The sequence below is a fragment of the Aeromonas sp. 25-248 genome (genome assembly GCF_053005425.1).
On sequence record NZ_JBRKTB010000006.1, the window covers coordinates 63,121 to 78,569 of the forward strand.

Consider the following 15,449-nt stretch of genomic DNA (forward strand, 5'->3'; position numbering starts at 1 on the left):
GCAGACGGAATGGGAGACCCGCTCGCAGGCCCCAGCCTGCGTCGCGACCGGCAGGGAGGATCGAGACGGGAGCGGATCAGGATCCGCCACCCGGGCGTCACAAGAGGCCTTGTCGGAACCGATCCTCTCGGGGGAAAAACTGAAAGTGGGTTACAAAATAAATGATTCATTGGTGATTAACGATGAACTACGGCATATCCATCGTCATTACTTGCGAATACGAGGCGACAAATCATGACTCATTTGAGTGCAAAGTTTGGTTTTGTGACGGCAGTCACGTTGACACCGTGTTTGCGCAAACCACAAAACGAGACATCAATCACAAAAAATTGACACCCAGAGGCGAGAAGATCGAAATGTAGCCGAAATACAGCGACTGACTGTGATCGTCATCACTATGCCGGGAGGGGGGAGGTCGGGGTATTTGAGATCCAGGTCACAAGACACCCCGTTTTCAGCCTAATTTGATCACAAGCTGGTAGATTGAAGTTGCTTAGACGACTGGGATGGGAGTTCGGCAAAACTCGTCATCCCGACTACCACTTTTAATCACACAGGCTTAAAACGGGGTCCCGACATGTTATCACCGGATACCAAAGTCAAGATACAGAATTTTGGACGCTTCCTGTCCAATATGGTCATGCCCAACATAGGCGCCTTCATCGCCTGGGGCTTCATCACCGCCCTCTTCATCCCCACCGGCTGGCTGCCCAATGAAACCTTGGCCAAGCTGGTAGGTCCCATGATCACCTACCTGCTGCCGCTGCTCATCGGCTATACCGGCGGCAAGCTGATCGGGGGTGACCGGGGGGCCGTGGTCGGTGCCATCACCACCATGGGCGTCATCGTGGGGACCGACATCCCCATGTTCATGGGCGCCATGATGGTCGGCCCGCTGGGTGGCTGGGCCATCAAGCGCTTCGACAAGGCGATGGAAGGTCGCGTCAAGAGCGGCTTCGAGATGCTGGTGAACAACTTCTCCGCCGGCATCATCGGCATGTTGCTCGCCATTCTCGCCTTCTTCGTCATCGGTCCCTTCGTCAAGGTGCTCTCCGGCGTGCTGGCGAGCGGTGTCGGCTTCCTGGTGGACAACCACATGCTGCCCCTCACCTCCATCTTCGTCGAGCCGGCCAAGATCCTGTTCCTGAACAACGCCATCAACCACGGCATCTTCTCGCCGCTCGGGATCCAGCAAGCCACCGAACAGGGCCGCTCCATCTTCTTCCTGATCGAAGCGAACCCGGGTCCGGGCATGGGCGTGTTGCTGGCCTACATGGTGTTCGGCCGTGGCGCCGCCAAGCAGTCCGCAGCCGGTGCGTCCATCATCCACTTCTTCGGCGGCATCCACGAAATCTACTTCCCGTACGTGCTGATGAACCCGCGCCTCATCCTGGCGGTGATCGCAGGCGGCATGACCGGGGTCTTCACCCTGACCCTGTTCAACGCCGGTCTGGTCTCCCCCGCCTCCCCGGGCTCCATCTTCGCCGTGCTGCTGATGACGCCGAAAGCCTCCCTCATCGGGGTGCTGCTCTCCATCGTCGCCTCCGCCACCGTCTCCTTCCTGGTCGCCGCCGTGTTCGTCCGTGCCCAGCAGCCGGAAGCCGACGAGGCCGATGCCCTGGGTGAAGCCACCCGCAAGATGAAGGCCATGAAGGGTGCCAAGCCCGAGACCACCGCCGCCAAGAAGCCGGAAACCGAGCTGACCGCAGTGCGCAACATCGTCGTCGCCTGCGATGCGGGCATGGGCTCCAGCGCCATGGGCGCCGGCATGCTGCGCAAGCGGGTGCAGGCCGCCGGTCTCGACATCAGCGTCACCAACCGTGCCATCAACAACCTGGACGATCAGGTGGATCTGGTCATCACCCACAAGGATCTCACCGACCGTGCCCGTCGCCATGCGCCGCATGCACAGCACATTTCGCTGACCAACTTCCTCGACAACGCCCTCTATCAGGAGCTGGTGCAGAACCTCAGCCTGGCCAACGCGGCCAACGATGACGTCGCCAACCCGCAACTGCTGGTGGCGGCCAACGACGACAGCTACGAGCCCCAGGAGCCGGAAGTCTTCACCCTTAGCCTGCAGGACGTGCACCTGGGCCTCAAGGCCGATAGCAAGGAAGCCGCCATCGTGACCGCCGGCAAGCTGCTGGCCGAGCGAGGCTATGTGGCACCGGACTACGTCGACGCCATGCTGGAGCGCGAACAGCTGGTCTCCACCTACCTCGGCGAATCCATCGCCGTGCCCCACGGCACCATCGCCGCCAAGGAGCACGTGAAGCGTACCGGCATCGTCATCTGCCAGTACCCGGCCGGAGTCGCCTTCGGCGAGGGCGCCGATGAAGTGGCGCGCCTGGTCATCGGCATTGCCGCCCGCAACGATGAACACATACAGGTCATAACCCGCCTGACCAATGCACTGGATGAGCCCGGTCTCGTCGACCGTCTGGCCAGCACCCAGGATCCCCAGGAGTTCCTGGATCTGCTGGGGGCCGAGCAGGCCGCGTAATCATCCATCATCGTCTTTGGTTGTAGAGGTTAATATCATGAAAACATTGCATTTTGGTGCCGGTAACATCGGTCGGGGCTTCATCGGCAAACTGCTGGCTGACGCCAGCCATCAGGTCACCTTCGCCGACGTCAACGAGACCCTGATCGACCAGCTCAACCACCGCCAGGAGTACAAGGTGCACGTGGTGGGCACGGATCAGAAGCTGGACGTGGTGCGCAACGTTGCCGCCGTCAGCTCGGCCGGACACGAGGTGATCGCCCGTATCATCACCGCCGATCTGGTCACCACGGCGGTCGGCCCCAACATCCTGGACAAGATTGCCAGCACCCTGGCCAAGGGGTTGCAGGCCCGCTTCGATGCCGGCAACCTGACTCCCCTCAACGTCATCGCCTGCGAGAACATGGTGCGCGGCACCAGCCACCTCAAGGAGGAGGTACTCAAGTACCTGCCGGTCGCGTATCATGCCACCCTCGAGCAGTGCGTCGGCTTCGTCGACTCGGCGGTGGATCGCATCGTTCCGCCCGCCGCGGCGAACGACGATCCCCTGGAGGTGACGGTGGAGAGCTTCAGCGAGTGGATCGTCGATCGGACCCAGTTCAAGGGGGAGCTGCCCCAGGTGGCGGGCATGGAGCCCACCGACAACCTGATGGCCTTCGTCGAGCGCAAGCTGTTCACCCTCAACACCGGCCACATCGTCACCGCCTACCTCGGCAAGCTCAGGGGCTATCACACCGTGCGCGAGGCGATCGAGGATCCGCTGATCCGCAGCAAGGTGCGCCGCGCCATGGAGGAGAGCGGGGCCGTGCTGGTGAAACGCTACGGCTTCGACCCGCGCCTGCACGCCGCCTACATCGAGAAGATCCTCTCCCGCTTCGCCAACCCCTATCTGGTGGACGAGATTGACCGGGTCGGTCGCCAGCCGCTGCGCAAGCTGGCGGCGGGGGACAGGCTGGTGAAGCCGCTGCTCGGCACCCTGGAGTACGGCCTGCCGAGCGATCACCTGCAGGAGGGCATCGCCGCCGCACTGCATTACCGCAATGAGGACGATCCCCAGGCGGTGGAGCTGCAGGCCATGCTGACGGAACTTGGTCCGGCACGGACCCTGGCCCGCGTCACCGGCCTGGATGAGCACAGCGATGTGGTACGCACCATCGTCGCCCGTTACAACAACTTGAAGTGACCTGATGGGGTGGCGTCACACCGCCCGTGACGGACCCCATACGATACAAACCGGGGGAGGGCCTGCCCTCCCCCTGTCAGCCGGACCCGAAGCACTTATGACCACACACCAGGAAGATGAAGTACTGGAGCGACTGAACGAGCAGGATGGCCCCCGCGGCTTCTTTCTCGAGGTCGTGACCATCCTGGAAGAGGTGGTCGACTCCCTGATGCGGCGAGCCTTTCGCCAGGAGGAGTATGCCGTCAAATACGCCATCGAACCCCTGCTCAACCAGAGCGGCCCCCTCGGCCAGCTGGAGGTGCGCCTCAAGCTCATCTTCGCCCTCGGCCTCATCTCCCTCGAGCGCTATCAGGATCTCGAGGCGTACCTGAAGATCCGCGACTTTCTGGTACGCGACCCCAAGGATTACCGCTTCAGCGACAAGCCGGTCCGCGATCTGCTCGAGCGCCTGAATGCCATCCAGCAGGGCAGCATGATGCCGCAGGATCCCCCGGCCAACGAGGAGGACTGGCCCCTCTACCAGATGCAGCTCAACCGGCTCGATCAGATGGTGCGCTCCGCCCTGGTGCTGGCGGTGACCGATTGCGTCACCGAACTCCACAAAGAGAGCCCCATCTGATCTGAGCGGCTCTCCCCTGCACGCCTGGCGGGTGTCATCTTGCCCCCCTTCCCCGCTACACTAGGTCCAACCCCATCACCTGTACGAGGTTGGCATGATTGCTCTCTCCCTCGCCGGAATAGCCCTCATCTCCCTGCTCGCCCAATGGCTTGCCTGGTCCGTGCGCGTTCCCGCCATTTTGTTCCTGCTGCTGAGCGGCCTATTGCTCGGCCCGGTGACCGGTCTGCTCGATCCCGATCAGTTGCTGGGGGATCTGCTGTTTCCCCTGGTCTCCCTCTCGGTCGCCATCATCCTGTTTGAAGGAGCGCTGACCCTGCACCTGACCGAACTCAAGGGGATCGGCAAGGTGGTACGCAACCTCTGCTCCACCGGCATGGTGACCAGCTTTGCAGTCATCGGCGCCGCCAGCTACTTCCTGCTTGGGCTGGACTGGCGGGTCGCCATGGTGCTCGGCGCCGTGCTGGTGGTGACCGGCCCCACGGTGATCGCCCCCATGCTCAACGTGATCCGCCCGGTCCGGGAGGTGGACAAGATCCTGCGTTGGGAGGGGATCGTCATCGACCCCATCGGCGCCCTGTTCGCAGTACTGGTGTTCGAGGCGGTGCGCCTCGGCAGCCAGGGGGATCTGGTCGGTCATACCCTGCTGGCCCTGGCCAAGACGGTGGGAGTGGGGTCGCTCATCGGGGTCGGTGCCGGCTGGCTCACCACCCTGCTCATCCGCAAGGACTGGCTGCCGGTCAGCCTGCACAAGTTCGGGGTACTGGCGCTGGTGCTGGTGACCTTCACCCTGTCTGACTGGCTCAGTCACGAATCCGGCCTGCTGGCAGTGACGGTGTTCGGCATCTGGCTCGCCAACCAGGAGGGGCTGGATCTGGAGGAGGTGCTGGCCTTCAAGGAGGATCTCGCCGTCATTCTCATCTCCTCCCTCTTCATCCTGCTGGCGGCCCGCCTCGATCTGGCCCAGCTCTGGCAGCTCGGCCCCATGGTGCTGGCCCTGCTGTGCGTGGTGCAGTTCGTGGCCCGCCCGCTCTGCATCCTGGTCTCGACCCGGGGGTCGGACCTGCCCTGGCGCGCCCGCGCCCTGCTCGCCTGGATAGCCCCCCGGGGCATAGTCGCAGCGGCGGTCAGCGCCTCCTTCGCCATCAGCATGCACGAGGCCGGCATCGAGGATGCCGACAAGCTGGTGCCCTTGGTGTTTGCGGTCATCATCTTCACCGTGGTGCTGCAGAGCCTGACGGCCACGCCATTGGCCAGATTGCTCGACATGCGCCAGAGCGCCCCCAATGTCTGGCTGCTCATCGGCGCCAACTCGGTGGCCCGGGCCATCGGCAAGGCGCTGGCGGATCAGGGGATCCCGGTGCAGCTCTCCGATCCTGCCTGGGAGCACTGCAAGCTGGCCCGCATGAGCGGCCTGCCCTGCTACTTCGGCAACCCCCAGTCGGAGCACGCCGAGCGGCACCTGCCCCTCACCAGCATCAGCACCGTGCTGGCGCTCTCTCCCAGCCGCCACAACAACGCCCTCGGGGTGCTGCACTTCGCCCACCTCTACGGAGAGGAGAAGGTCCACTCCCTGCGTTCCAGCGAACAGCACGGCAAGGCCAACCGGGAGAGTGCCACCTTCCGTGCCCGCCAGAACCTGTTCGGTGCCGACATCAACTTCGCCAGGCTGAGCGGCCTGCTGAGTCGGGGCGGGCAGATCAAGGCGACCCGCCTGAGCGACACCTTCGACTGGGACCAGTATCAGGAGGCCAATCCCGGCGCCATTCCTCTGTTCGTGCTGGATGCCAGGGCCAGACCCAGGGTGGTCACCGGCCCTGTCACGCCGCTGCCCGGGGAGCTGCTGATCGCCCTGCAACCACCCCGTGAGGGGGCGACGGCGCCCTGATCCGATGACGGCGCCACCGGGAAGGAGAACTAGACTTGAGGGTGGCGCCATGAGTCATAGGAGGATGTCATGACAGTCAGTGAATTGCGCGCGCTTCACCAGCAGCACAGGTTCAAGGAGGCGGAGATCATGCACGACATCGTCTCCCCCGGCTGGATCGTGGAGTTCAGGGGGCAGGACGGCCACCTCTACGTAATGACGGACACCCTGGGGTGCCCCATGAGCTTCTCGTCCACCGAGGAGGCACGGGACCACATCCACCTGGTGGCCGACTGCCCCGTCCAGGTCGAGCACCTCTACCGCTTCTTCGAACGCTGAGCACCCATCGAAAAAGGCTCCCGAGGGAGCCTTTTCTCATTCCGGCTGCGTGGACTCAGCCTCCTTTCCCTCCAGCCGCCTCACCGGCTTTTGCAGAATAAGGTTCGCCGGATAGGTGACCAGATCGCCGTTGTCATCCCGCACCCGCACGTAGAAGAGGCCGATCTCGGTGATGATGCCGGTGACGGAGTCATCCTTGTCGAGGATGCGGATGCGATCGCCAATCTTGTAGGGGAAGGCGAAGAAGATGGTAATGCTGGCGGTGATGTTGGAGAGGATCGACCACTGAGCCACCATGGCGACCCCCAGTACCGCGAAGAAGGAGGAGGCGAGCACCACCAGCCGGGAGAAGTCGAGCCCCCAGACCCCGGCCAGGATCAGCAGGGTGGCGCAGCCCAGCAGGAAGTGGAATACGTGTTCCACGTAGAGTACCCGGTTCTCGCTCACCTGCCGGCTCTGGCCAAGGGCCATCAGGCTCTTGTGAATGAGGCCGCGCACCAGGGTGTGCCCCAGCAACAGCAGCAGAGTCACGCCAAAAGATTCCCATGTCGTCATGTTCACTCCTTACCACCAGCGCCTGTGCTTGAGCCAGACCGCCAGTCCGGTCGCCAGCACCAGCAGGAAGCCACAAAACACCCAGAAGGCGGTCGGACTCTCGGCCCCGGGGATCCCCCCCAGGTTGATGCCGAACAGGCCGGTCAGGAAGCTGGCGGGCAGGAACAGCAGCGCCATCACCGACATCTGGTAGGCGCGGCGGTTGGTCGCCTCCGCCATCAGGTTGTTGATCTCGTCCGCCAGCACGGCGGTGCGCGCCACCCCGGCATCCAGATCGTCGAGCCAGCGCCGCAAGCGGTCGGCGATGTCGAGCAGGCGTCGCCTGTCATCTTCGTCCAGCCAGCTGATCTTCTCGTTGGCCAGGCGCGCCACCAGATCCCGCTGAGGGGAGAGGTAGCGACGGATCATGATGAGCTGCTTGCGGATGCGCGCAAGCCGACCGTTGGCGGGCAGGTCGCGCATCAGCACCATCTCCTCCAGATCCAGGATCTGGTCGTGCAGCTCCTCGACGAACTCCCCGGCCCGGTCGGTCAGGGCGTCGCATATCTCCACCAGCCAGTCGGCGGGTGTGTCGGCACCGCCCCCCAGCGACAGCTGCTCGAACACATCTTTCTCGGAGAGCAGCGGACGACGTCGGCTACTGATGATGAGATCCGGCGTGATGAAGATCCGCAGGGCAACCATCTCTTCAGGCCTGTGATCCTTGTTGTGGTTGATGCCGCGCAGGATCAGCAGCACCGTCTCCCCCATCCGCACCAGCTTGGGACGATTGCTCTGGCCGAGCAGGGCCTCCCGGGCCGCCTCCCCCAGCAGCGGCGTCTGCAGCAGCCAGCGCGCCGACTCCGGGTTGCCGTAGTCCAGATGCAGCCAGCCGGGCTGGGCACCGGGGATCTCGCTACCTTCGGCCAGCGGGGTCATGCCCCCCTTGCCGTCCAGGGTCAGGCCATAAATCACGTCACCGGGCACCCGATCCATCTCGTCTCCTTCTCGTTTCATGTGCAGGCCCCAGCTTACACCAAAGGCGGGGACGACTCAGCCCCGGGGCAGCCGCACCGCACCAGCCATGCTAAGATGCGCCACCCGTTCCAGACACAGGAAGCCATGCCATGCCCATCTGGGTTGATGCCGACGCCTGCCCCATCCCGGTCAAGGAGATCCTCTACCGCGCCGCCCACCGCGCCCAGGTGGTGACCACGCTAGTGGCCAACCAGGGGCTCAGAGTCCCCCCCTCCCCCTTCATCAAGACCCAGCAGGTGGAGAAGGGCTTCGATGTGGCAGATCATGTCATCGCCCAGCAGGTCAAGCCCGGCGACCTGGTGATCACCGGCGACATTCCCCTCGCCTCCTGGGTCATCGACGCCGGGGGCGAGGCGCTCAATCCCCGGGGCGAGATCTACACCCGGGAGACCATCCAGGCACGGCTCGGGATGCGCAACTTCATGGAGGAGCTGCGCTCTGCCGGCGTCCAGACCGGTGGCCCTGCGCCCTTCAACGCCGCCGACAAGCAGCGCTTCGCCAATGCGCTGGACAAGTGGTTGGTCAGGGGCAAGCTGAGCTGATCACCCTCTCCCCGGCCCCCTGCCGGGGAGAGCCATTCATTTCCCTTTTCCCTTAATTCTTCCTTAATGCTCCTTGATTAGCCTTGCGACTGTTGACCCAACCACCCGCAAGGAGCAAGCAATGAAACTGACCCCCCTGTTGTTACTGATCCCCCTGTTGAGCGGCGCAGCCCTGGCCGACCCCCAATGCACCCAGGCCGACAAGAGCAAGTGGATGAGCGAAGCCGACGCCCAGCAGCAGATCAAGGCGATGGGCTACGACATCAAGAAGTTCAAGGCCACCAAGACCGGCTGCTACGAGATCTACGGCTGGGACAAGGAGAAGCGCAAGGTCGAGATCTACTTCGACCCGACTGACCTGAAAAAGGTGAAAGAAGAGATCGACGAGTAACGCCGCCCCGGGCCGGTCTTCCCCCTGCCCCACCATGGAGCCTTGCCATGACACCTGCCTCTGAAGTGAAAGTCTGGGATCCCCTCATCCGGGTGTTTCACTGGGCGACCGTCACCCTCTGCCTGCTCAACTTCTTCGTGCTGGAAGAGGGCAGCAAACCCCACAGATATGCTGGCTACGCGGTGGGCATCCTGCTCATCATCCGCCTGCTGTGGGGACTGGTCGGCCCCTATTACGCCCGCTTCGGCCAGTGGTGGCCAACCCCTGCCCGGGTCCGCTACTACCTGCGCCAGCTCGCCCAGGGGCGCCACCCCTACTACCTCGGCCACAATCCGGTCGGCTCCCTGATGATCTGGTTGCTGCTGCTGTCCCTGGTCGGGACCGTCGTCACCGGCTGGCTCACCACCTGGGATGACTTCTGGGGCGAGGAGTGGCTGGAGGAGCTGCACGGCATCATCGCCAACACCCTGATGGCCGCCGTTGGCGTCCATGCGGCCGTGGTACTCCTGACCGATCGCCTCACCCGCAGCGATTTGGTCCGCGCCATGGTGCTTGGCAAAAAGCGGGTCCCCGCCAACATCAAGGTGGAAGACCCCCGCGCTTGATGGCCGGGCTGCCGACCAGTCCCCTCCTCTGTTCACCCGCTCATCTGCCCAAAAAAACGACCCCCTGCCAAGGCAGGGGGTCGTCATGAGCAGCGCGGGGGGGAGGACCTAGATCATCACACCGGCGATAACGGCGGAAAGCAGGCTCACCAGGGTGGAGCCATAGACCAGCTTCAGACCGAAGCGGGAGACCATGTTGCCCTTCTCTTCGTTGAGCGCCTTCACCGCACCGGCGATGATGCCGATGGAGCTGAAGTTGGCGAACGACACCATGAAGATGGAGAGGATACCGACGGTGCGCGGGGAGAGCTCGGCGGCAATCTTGCCCAGATCCATCATGGCCACGAACTCGTTGGTCACCAGCTTGGTCGCCATGATGGAGCCGGCCTGCAGCGCTTCACTGCCCGGGATGCCCAGGATCCAGGCAACGGGATAGAAGATGTAGCCCATGACGTGCTGGAAGTTGACGCCGAACGCCGCCTCGAACAGGTAGTTGATGAGGGCGATCAGGGCGATGAAGCCCACCAGCATGGCACCGACGATCACCGCCACGGTGAAACCGGCCATGATGTATTCCCCCAGCATCTCGAAGAAGTTCTCCTTCTTCGGCGTGTGGTGCTCGTCACCCTCGGCCAGCGCCTTGGCATCGGTCACGGTATTGTCGGGCTCGTAGGGGTTGATGAGGGAGAGCACCACGAAGGTGCTGAACATGTTGAGCACCAGCGCGGCCACCACGTAGCGCGGCTCGATCAGCTGCATATAGGCACCGACGATGGACATGGAGACGGTGGACATGGCCGTCGCCGCCAGGGTGTACATCTGCTTCTCGTTCAAGTGCGGCAGTATGTTCTTGAGGGCGATGAAGTTCTCGGACTGACCGACGATCATGGAGCTGATGGCGTTGAAGGACTCCAGCTTGCCCATGCCGTTGATCTTGGCCAGCACGGTGCCGATGCCACGAATGACGATGGGCAGCAGACGGATGTACTGCAAAATGCCGATCAACACGGAGATGAAGACGATGGGCATCAGCACCATCAGGAAGAAGGAGAAGGCCCCTTCGTTGACCAGACCGCCGAACACAAAGTCGGTCCCCTGCTTGGCAAACTCCATCAGCTTGGTGAAGCCGGCGGCAAAGCCACCCACCACCGCCAGACCCACTTCGGAGTTGAGCATGAACCAGGCGAGCGCCAGCTCGACCACCAGCAGCTGGCCGATGTAACGCAGCTTGATCTGTTTCCAGTTGCGGCGGTTTGCCAGCAACGCCAATGCCAGGACCATCACGAGTCCGAGCACGAAATGAACGTATTCCATACCAGTAGCACCCATTGAATTGTTATTTTTGACCGGCGCCATCATAAAGAACTGCATATTTAAAAATCAGAGAATCATCACAATCCGCGGTAAAAATATGCATGCGAAATAATACAAACGTTTTTAAATTAATTGCCATGACACATGATTATTAATCGTCATTGAGAAAGCTTAAAAATAAATCAAAAACAATAAGTTATGACAATTTGTTAATTTCACTCCTCATTCGTATATAGATTGAATAACGACCATATCCCATATGGCATCCTCCGATGACTCATCATCACCAGGGCATGTTTAATTAAAAACGTTTTCTCGCCATTCATCATGATCTGGCCATGACCACCCCCTGCTCCATTGTGCTCTTTTTACATACCGCAAGCCCGCCAACGCAGACAGAAGCCTCCATCGGCAACCCATGACGCCAACCGTTCAAATATTCACCGCATCCGGCGGCACATTCTGGTATGATGCGCCCCCTTGCGCACCGCGCACCCCCATTTCTGGTTTTCCGACATAGAGTCCTTTTGTGAACAACAGCGAATTTAGCAGCCTGAACCTCTCCTCCGCCCTGCAAGACAACCTCGCCAGCCTGGGCTATCTGCAGATGACCCCGATCCAGGCCCAGAGCCTGCCCCTGGTGCTCGACGGCAAAGATTTGATCGCCAAGGCGAAAACCGGCAGCGGCAAGACCGCGGCCTTCGGCCTGGGTCTGCTGGCCAAGCTGGACGTCAACCGGCTGGCCGTGCAGGCGCTGGTGCTCTGTCCGACCCGCGAGCTGGCGGATCAGGTGGCCACCGAGATCCGCCGTCTTGCCCGTACCCTGCCCAACGTCAAGCTGGTGACCCTGTGCGGCGGCACCCCGACCGCACCGCAATCCGCCACCCTGGGCTTTGGCGCCCACATCGCCGTCGGCACCCCGGGCCGGATCCTCAAGCACCTGGAGCAGGGGACCCTTGAGCTCGACGACCTCAAGACGCTGGTGCTGGACGAAGCGGATCGCATGCTGGACATGGGCTTTGGTGAAGACATCAACCGGGTCATCAGCCACGCCCCGCGGGACCGGCAAACCCTGCTGTTCTCCGCCACCTATCCGGAAGGGATCGCCCAGATGAGCCGCGGCGTGCAGCGCAATCCGGTGGAGGTGAGCGTGGAGTCCCTGCATGAAGAGAGCGCCATCGAACAGAAGCTGTATGAAGTGCCGGCCGGCCAGCGCCTCGATGCCCTCACCTGGCTGCTCAGCCACTACCAACCGGGCTCCTGCGTGGTGTTCTGCAACACCAAGCGCGCCTGCAACGACGTGGCCGATCACCTGGCCGCCAAGGGCTTCTCGGCGCTGGCGCTGAACGGTGACCTGGAACAGCGTGAGCGGGATCAGGTGCTGGTGCGCTTCGCCAACGGCAGCGCCACCATACTGGTCGCCACCGACGTGGCGGCCCGCGGCCTCGACATCAAGGAGCTGGGCGCCGTCATCAACTACGAGCTGACCTACGACCCCGAGGTGCACGTGCACCGCATCGGCCGTACCGGCCGCGCCGGCCAGCAGGGCCTGGCCCTGAGCCTCTACCAGCCGAACGAGGCCCAGCGCGTCAACTTCATTGAGGAGTACCAGCAGGCCCCCATTCCCCAGGGCGACCTGGCCGGGATCGGCCGCGACATCAAGCCGATCGCGCCGCAGATGGTGACCCTCTCCATCGATGCGGGCCGCAAGAGCAAGGTGCGTGCCGGTGACATCCTCGGCGCCCTGACCGGCGAAGGCGGCATTGCCGGGGCCGATGTGGGCAAGATCCAGATTGCCGAGCAGTACTCCTACGTGGCGGTGAAGCGCCAGGTGGCGAGCGCCGCCCTCAAGCGGTTGCAGGAAGGCAAGATCAAGGGGCGCAGCTACCGTGCCCGCAAACTGGGCTAAGGTATTTCACACGCCCGGCCAGACCACAGGCGCCTGACAGGCGCCTGTTTCATATCATTCGCCGCCATGCGGCAAGACAGGTGACATGACCCAAGCAATCCAGAGCGATGTGAGCTGCCAGAACTGCGAAGCCTGCTGCTGCCGCCTCGAGGTGATGCTCTTCACCGACACCGGCGTGCCGGACCGCTATATCGAGGAGCGAGAAGGAGAAGTGCCCGTGATGCACAGACTGGAAGATGGCTGGTGCGCCGCCCTCGACCGCAACACCATGATGTGTCGCATCTACGAGGTGCGGCCGCTTATCTGCCGTGAATTCGAGATGGGGGAGCCCGACTGCCTCGACGAGCGGGACAAGTGGTTCATCAGGCTGGAGTAACCGGGGTGTTCAACCCGTGCTGACGTGGATCTCCTTGCCTTGCAGCCCCTCGAGGCACTGTGTCAGCCAGTGGATGGCCTGCGCTTCCTCCTCGAAATAGCGCACCTCCTGAAAGGGAAGCTCGCTGAAGACGTGATCCGCCAGATAACGTTTGAAATCCCCGATCATGACCACCGCCAGAAAGGCGCAACCATGGGTGGCGCACCAGTTGAACTGGCGACGAAAACGGGCCAGCACCTCGGGGCCGGCGGCCTCGAACTCGGTCGCGACCTCGACGATGCCCCAGGGGGCTCCCTGCAAACGGCTTATCTGCTGGCTGAACTTGCCCTCATAGGCCATGGCGCCTGCCAGGTTGAAAGGGCCGCTCGGCCGACAGATCAGCAGTTGCCCTTGTCGCTGCATCTCAAAATGGCCGTGTGCTTGCACGTTCACCTCCTGCCTTGAGTCCTTCGCTGCGGCTGATATGCCCTGTGTTGCCACAAAGTAAGAATTTATCCCCGAAAAGTCCATGAAGCTCCCCGCATTGTGAACGGAAAGCGCCATTCAACCCCCCGTTTTTACCTCGGTGGCGGAATGTACATTTCTTCGACATGTTCTGTTGCAGTTAACAAAACGTTGCTGCTATCATCCGCGCCACTCAAAACATTCCACCTACTGAAACCTTTTGGCGTTCACCCAGGGATCAACGATGAAGCAACAAGACGCAAGTTATTACCAACGGATCTGGCGCTGGCATTTCTATGCCGGTCTCTTCGTCGCCCCCTTCCTGATCCTGCTCTCCCTCACCGGCATCGTCTATCTGTTCAAACCGCAGCTGGACAACCTGCTCTACCCCGAGCTGATGAAGGTGACGCCCGCCACCCAGACCCTGAGTGCCGACCAGCTGCTGGCCAAGGCAACCATCGCCATGCCGGACGCCAGCCTGCGCAAATACCTGCCCCCGGTGGCAGCGGACGCGAGCGCCCAGATAGTCGTGATGCGTGAAGGGCAGGAGCTGACCCTCTTCATGGACCCCGCGAACGGCGCCCTGCTCGGCACCATGGACAACAAGTGGAACCTGCAGGCGGTAGCGCGCGCTCTCCATGCGGAGCTGATGCTTGGCACCACGGGAGATCGCCTGATCGAGCTGGCCGCAGGCTGGGGAATCGTGCTCCTCGTCAGCGGACTCTATCTCTGGTGGCCCCGCAAGGGACCGGGTGTGGGGGGCATCCTCTGGCCGAGAATGCACCAGCGCGGCCGTCTCTGGTGGCGTGATCTGCACGCCGTGGTCGGCTTCTGGGGCGCAGGTTTCCTGCTGCTGCTGCTGCTGACGGGCATGACCTGGACCGGTTTCTGGGGCGGCCAGTTCGCCGATGTCTGGAACCGCTTCCCTGCGGCCATGTGGAACGAGGTGCCCAAGTCGGCCCCCCTCACCCGCAGCCTCAACCAGGCTCATGAACAGACCGTCTCCTGGGGGGCCGAGACCCTGCCCATGCCGAGCTCCCAACCCACGGCAGAGAGCCATGATCACAGCGCCATGACCCATGGCGGCGGACACGAGGGCATGGTCATGGCCAGCCATCGCATTCCGCTGCAACAGGTGGTCGACATCGCCAGCGAGCGTGGGGTCAGCCCGGGTTACAGCATCACCCCCCCGGTCGGTGAAACCGGCGTCTATACCATCGCCATCTTTGCCGATGATCCCCGCAACGACGCCACCCTGCACATCGACCAATACAGCGGCAAGGTGCTGGTCGACGTGCGTTGGCAGGATTACGGCCCGGTCGCCAAGACGGTGGAAACCGGCGTCATGCTGCACATGGGCAAGCTCTACGGCTGGCCGCACCAGCTCGTCATGCTGCTCATCTGCCTGATGATTCTGGCAAGCTCGGTGAGCGGGCTCTGGATCTGGTGGAGCCGCCGTCCCAGTGGTCGCCTCGCCGCCCCGCCCCTGCCCGCCAAGTTGCCTCCCATGGGCGGTGCCATCGCGGTGCTGGTCGTGCTCGGGATCTGCTTCCCGCTGGTGGGGGCCTCCATGGTTGCCATCTGGCTGCTGGACAGTCTCTTCTTCTCTCGCCGCACGGCCGTGGCCCAGGCAAGCTGACCCGTCAGGGGCAAGCCCGCCTCATGCACACGAGGGCAACCTGTCGGGGGCCCTCGTCGTCTGCATCACCTGTCATCATCCTTCGCCTGGCGGCATGCGCCTCCCCTGGCGCTCATCACATCGGTCTGATGAAACAACAACGCGTC

15 protein-coding genes are annotated in these 15,449 nt (G+C 62.7%); 11 read left to right on the top strand and 4 right to left on the bottom strand.

Annotated elements, in window-relative coordinates; translation table 11 throughout:
* Window positions 1-577 precede the first annotated feature (577 nt).
* From ACVDHI_RS10775 to ACVDHI_RS10795, 5 genes are all read left to right on the top strand, one after another.
* Window positions 578-2,506: a PTS mannitol transporter subunit IICBA gene (locus tag ACVDHI_RS10775; RefSeq protein ID WP_282414582.1), complete on the top strand. Its 1,929-nt coding sequence runs from the start codon at window positions 578-580 to the stop codon at window positions 2,504-2,506.
* A gap of 37 nt (window positions 2,507-2,543) precedes the next feature.
* The gene (locus ACVDHI_RS10780; protein WP_447212073.1) at window positions 2,544-3,689 is read left to right on the top strand and encodes a mannitol-1-phosphate 5-dehydrogenase; all 1,146 of its coding nucleotides are present in this window, start codon (window positions 2,544-2,546) and stop codon (window positions 3,687-3,689) included.
* Between the two features lie 97 nt (window positions 3,690-3,786).
* Window positions 3,787-4,308 (top strand): MltR family transcriptional regulator, encoded by a 522-nt coding sequence (locus tag ACVDHI_RS10785; RefSeq protein WP_447212074.1) that lies wholly within the window; start codon window positions 3,787-3,789, stop codon window positions 4,306-4,308.
* A gap of 94 nt (window positions 4,309-4,402) precedes the next feature.
* Window positions 4,403-6,193: a cation:proton antiporter gene (locus tag ACVDHI_RS10790; protein WP_045523088.1), complete on the top strand. Its 1,791-nt coding sequence runs from the start codon at window positions 4,403-4,405 to the stop codon at window positions 6,191-6,193.
* 69 nt (window positions 6,194-6,262) lie between these two features.
* The gene (locus ACVDHI_RS10795) at window positions 6,263-6,511 is read left to right on the top strand and encodes a hypothetical protein (RefSeq protein ID WP_010672757.1); all 249 of its coding nucleotides are present in this window, start codon (window positions 6,263-6,265) and stop codon (window positions 6,509-6,511) included.
* A gap of 36 nt (window positions 6,512-6,547) precedes the next feature.
* Here ACVDHI_RS10795 and ACVDHI_RS10800 read toward each other — a convergent pair whose 3' ends face one another.
* Both ACVDHI_RS10800 and zntB read right to left on the bottom strand, forming a co-directional pair.
* Window positions 6,548-7,066: a mechanosensitive ion channel domain-containing protein gene (locus tag ACVDHI_RS10800; protein ID WP_039039767.1), complete on the bottom strand. Its 519-nt coding sequence runs from the start codon at window positions 7,064-7,066 to the stop codon at window positions 6,548-6,550.
* 9 nt (window positions 7,067-7,075) lie between these two features.
* The gene (gene zntB / locus ACVDHI_RS10805; RefSeq protein WP_171865294.1) at window positions 7,076-8,041 is read right to left on the bottom strand and encodes a zinc transporter ZntB; all 966 of its coding nucleotides are present in this window, start codon (window positions 8,039-8,041) and stop codon (window positions 7,076-7,078) included.
* Between the two features lie 131 nt (window positions 8,042-8,172).
* Here zntB and ACVDHI_RS10810 point away from each other — a divergent pair, with 131 nt between their 5' ends.
* The 3 genes from ACVDHI_RS10810 to ACVDHI_RS10820 all read left to right on the top strand — a co-directional run bounded on the left by ACVDHI_RS10810 (window position 8,173) and on the right by ACVDHI_RS10820 (window position 9,621).
* A complete protein-coding gene (locus tag ACVDHI_RS10810) occupies window positions 8,173-8,625 on the top strand; it encodes a YaiI/YqxD family protein (RefSeq protein ID WP_039039769.1) in 453 nt (150 codons plus the stop codon).
* 121 nt (window positions 8,626-8,746) lie between these two features.
* The gene (locus tag ACVDHI_RS10815) at window positions 8,747-9,016 is read left to right on the top strand and encodes a PepSY domain-containing protein (RefSeq protein ID WP_010672753.1); all 270 of its coding nucleotides are present in this window, start codon (window positions 8,747-8,749) and stop codon (window positions 9,014-9,016) included.
* Window positions 9,017-9,063: 47 nt separating this feature from the next.
* Window positions 9,064-9,621: a cytochrome b/b6 domain-containing protein gene (locus ACVDHI_RS10820; RefSeq protein WP_324026437.1), complete on the top strand. Its 558-nt coding sequence runs from the start codon at window positions 9,064-9,066 to the stop codon at window positions 9,619-9,621.
* A 108-nt stretch (window positions 9,622-9,729) separates the two neighbouring features.
* On the opposite strand, the gene ACVDHI_RS10825 is transcribed toward ACVDHI_RS10820, so the two are convergent.
* Complete coding sequence (locus ACVDHI_RS10825; protein WP_010672751.1) at window positions 9,730-10,935, bottom strand: NupC/NupG family nucleoside CNT transporter; 1,206 nt, start codon at window positions 10,933-10,935, stop codon at window positions 9,730-9,732.
* A gap of 529 nt (window positions 10,936-11,464) precedes the next feature.
* Between ACVDHI_RS10825 and dbpA the strand changes: the two genes are divergently transcribed.
* Complete coding sequence (dbpA, locus tag ACVDHI_RS10830) at window positions 11,465-12,844, top strand: ATP-dependent RNA helicase DbpA (RefSeq protein ID WP_182956555.1); 1,380 nt, start codon at window positions 11,465-11,467, stop codon at window positions 12,842-12,844.
* Between the two features lie 85 nt (window positions 12,845-12,929).
* Window positions 12,930-13,220, top strand: a complete 291-nt coding sequence (locus tag ACVDHI_RS10835; protein WP_039039772.1) for a YkgJ family cysteine cluster protein — start codon at window positions 12,930-12,932, stop codon at window positions 13,218-13,220.
* A 9-nt stretch (window positions 13,221-13,229) separates the two neighbouring features.
* On the opposite strand, the gene ACVDHI_RS10840 is transcribed toward ACVDHI_RS10835, so the two are convergent.
* Complete coding sequence (locus tag ACVDHI_RS10840; protein WP_410487948.1) at window positions 13,230-13,622, bottom strand: hypothetical protein; 393 nt, start codon at window positions 13,620-13,622, stop codon at window positions 13,230-13,232.
* Window positions 13,623-13,908: 286 nt separating this feature from the next.
* Between ACVDHI_RS10840 and ACVDHI_RS10845 the strand changes: the two genes are divergently transcribed.
* Window positions 13,909-15,303, top strand: coding sequence for a PepSY-associated TM helix domain-containing protein (locus tag ACVDHI_RS10845; RefSeq protein WP_103858688.1), 1,395 nt, complete (start codon window positions 13,909-13,911; stop codon window positions 15,301-15,303).
* Window positions 15,304-15,449: the final 146 nt, after the last annotated feature.

What these genes read in the sequence shown, in the direction of transcription:
- ACVDHI_RS10775 (WP_282414582.1), top strand. Translation starts at nt 578, where the DNA reads ATGTTATCACCGGATACCAAAGTCAAGATACAGAATTTTGGACGCTTC.
- ACVDHI_RS10780 (WP_447212073.1), top strand. Translation starts at nt 2,544, where the DNA reads ATGAAAACATTGCATTTTGGTGCCGGTAACATCGGTCGGGGCTTCATC.
- ACVDHI_RS10785 (WP_447212074.1), top strand. Translation starts at nt 3,787, where the DNA reads ATGACCACACACCAGGAAGATGAAGTACTGGAGCGACTGAACGAGCAG.
- ACVDHI_RS10790 (WP_045523088.1), top strand. Translation starts at nt 4,403, where the DNA reads ATGATTGCTCTCTCCCTCGCCGGAATAGCCCTCATCTCCCTGCTCGCC.
- ACVDHI_RS10795 (WP_010672757.1), top strand. Translation starts at nt 6,263, where the DNA reads ATGACAGTCAGTGAATTGCGCGCGCTTCACCAGCAGCACAGGTTCAAG.
- ACVDHI_RS10800 (WP_039039767.1), bottom strand. Translation starts at nt 7,066, where the DNA reads ATGACGACATGGGAATCTTTTGGCGTGACTCTGCTGCTGTTGCTGGGG.
- zntB (WP_171865294.1), bottom strand. Translation starts at nt 8,041, where the DNA reads ATGGATCGGGTGCCCGGTGACGTGATTTATGGCCTGACCCTGGACGGC.
- ACVDHI_RS10810 (WP_039039769.1), top strand. Translation starts at nt 8,173, where the DNA reads ATGCCCATCTGGGTTGATGCCGACGCCTGCCCCATCCCGGTCAAGGAG.
- ACVDHI_RS10815 (WP_010672753.1), top strand. Translation starts at nt 8,747, where the DNA reads ATGAAACTGACCCCCCTGTTGTTACTGATCCCCCTGTTGAGCGGCGCA.
- ACVDHI_RS10820 (WP_324026437.1), top strand. Translation starts at nt 9,064, where the DNA reads ATGACACCTGCCTCTGAAGTGAAAGTCTGGGATCCCCTCATCCGGGTG.
- ACVDHI_RS10825 (WP_010672751.1), bottom strand. Translation starts at nt 10,935, where the DNA reads ATGGAATACGTTCATTTCGTGCTCGGACTCGTGATGGTCCTGGCATTG.
- ACVDHI_RS10835 (WP_039039772.1), top strand. Translation starts at nt 12,930, where the DNA reads ATGACCCAAGCAATCCAGAGCGATGTGAGCTGCCAGAACTGCGAAGCC.
- ACVDHI_RS10840 (WP_410487948.1), bottom strand. Translation starts at nt 13,622, where the DNA reads ATGCAGCGACAAGGGCAACTGCTGATCTGTCGGCCGAGCGGCCCTTTC.
- ACVDHI_RS10845 (WP_103858688.1), top strand. Translation starts at nt 13,909, where the DNA reads ATGAAGCAACAAGACGCAAGTTATTACCAACGGATCTGGCGCTGGCAT.